Origin of the sequence: Burkholderia sp. E168m23 (assembly GCF_016586125.1) — a bacterium.
In the GTDB taxonomy this organism is placed as follows: Bacteria; Pseudomonadota; Gammaproteobacteria; order Burkholderiales; family Burkholderiaceae; genus Burkholderia; species Burkholderia orbicola.
The window spans coordinates 1-1,628 of record NZ_BCPP01001255.1 but is presented as its reverse complement, the minus strand read 5'-3'; the positions used below and the strand labels follow the sequence as shown (position 1 = coordinate 1,628).

The 1,628-nt window shown below is 71.0% G+C and carries 2 protein-coding genes; both read right to left on the bottom strand.

Annotated features, from left to right (window positions below; all coding sequences use genetic code 11):
- A partial coding sequence (locus JMF90_RS36310) for a FliI/YscN family ATPase (RefSeq protein WP_201326267.1) occupies positions 1 to 1,018 on the bottom strand: 1,018 nt, incomplete at its 3' end.
- Positions 1,015 to 1,626: a type III secretion system stator protein SctL gene (gene sctL / locus JMF90_RS36305; protein ID WP_236598120.1), complete on the bottom strand. Its 612-nt coding sequence runs from the start codon at positions 1,624 to 1,626 to the stop codon at positions 1,015 to 1,017. The genes JMF90_RS36310 and sctL, both read right to left, overlap by 4 nt.
- Positions 1,627 to 1,628 lie beyond the last annotated feature (2 nt).

Genomic DNA, 1,628 nt, shown 5'->3' with positions numbered 1-1,628 from the left:
TCGGGTCAGATTCCTCGTCGCCTTCGACGAGCACCGTGTAGAGCGCGGTGATCGACCCGTGCGCCCCCTGCCCCGCGCGTTCGAGCAGGCGCGGCAATACCGCGAACGTCGACGGCGGGAAGCTGCGCCGCGTCGGCGGCTCGCCGCTCGCGAGGCCGACTTCGCGCTGCGCGCGGGCGAAGCGCGTCAGCGAATCGACCAGCAGCAGCACGCGCTTGCCCGCATCGCGGAAGTGCTCGGCGATCGCGGTCGCGACCAGCGCGGATTTCACGCGCTCCATCGCGGGGCGATCGGATGTCGACACGACGACGATCGACCGCGCGCGCACCTCGGGCGACAGGCTGTGCTCGATGAATTCGCGCACCTCGCGGCCGCGTTCGCCGACCAGCGCGATCACGTTCACGTCGGCCTGCGCGCCGCGCGCGATCATCCCGAGCAGCGTGCTCTTGCCGACGCCGGACGGCGCGAAGATGCCGACGCGCTGCCCGATGCCGAGCGTCATCAGCCCGTCGATCACGCGCACGCCGGTCGGAAACGGCGTGTCGATCATCTTGCGCGCGAGCGGATTCGGCGGGTCCTGCTGCGTTGAGACCCACGCGGCGCCGGTCACCGGCCCGCGATCGTCGAGTGGCCGGCCGAGCCCGTCGAGCACGCGGCCGAACAGCGCCTCGCCCACCGGGAACACATGCTCGCGTCCGGACGGCACGACGGTCGTCTCCGGCGACAGCCCGGCCACGTCGCCGAGCGGCGTGAGCAGCGTCGTCTGCCGCGAGAAGCCGACCACCTCCGCGAGCAGCGTCGGCTGGTTCGGCGTGCGCAGCTCGCAAATCTCGCCGAGCCGCGCGCGGATGCCCGTCGCGTTCAATATCTGCCCGACTGCGTGGTTGACGCGGCCCTGCACCGACACCGGCGAGAAGAACGCGAGCCCCGCGTCGAGTTCGCCGACCAGGCGGCCGCGATCGAACGGCGCGCCGTCGTCGTCGCCGAACGGTGGCGGATCATCGAGCGGCGCGTTCATCGCGCGGCACCCTTCAGCGCGTCGCGGCGGATCGCCTGGCGCAACGCGTCGATCTGCAGGTCGAGGCTCGCGTCGATGCGCCCGGACGGCGTCTCGACCGTGCACGCATGGCGTTCGAGCTGCGCGTCCTCGACGATGCGGATCTTCTGCCGGTTCGACTGCCCCGCGAACGCGCCGTCGAGCGCGTCGCGCATCTCGTCCTTGCGGCCGGGTGCGATACGCACGATCAGGAACGCCTCGTCACGTACGAGCGGCGCGATCCGCGCGAGCGCAGCCTCGTACAGCTTCTGCGTGCTCATCTCGCCGACGATCGCGCGCACGGCCTTCACGACGATATCGGCCATCGCGTCCTTCATCGTCTCCATCGTACGCGTGGCGGCGAGCGCCTGCGTGTACGCCTGCGCGGCCTGCTCGCGTTGCGCGCGGCGCATGCCTTCGTCGTAGCCGGCCGCCTGGCGCTTGTCGAATTCGCGCTGCGCATCGGCGACGATGCGCGCCGCCTCTTCATGCGCGGTCGCGATCACCGCGGACGCGTCGAGCAGCGCCGCGTATTCGCGCTCCTTGAGCACCTTGCGTTCCGACAGTAGCTGCAGGTTGTCGCTCGTGATCA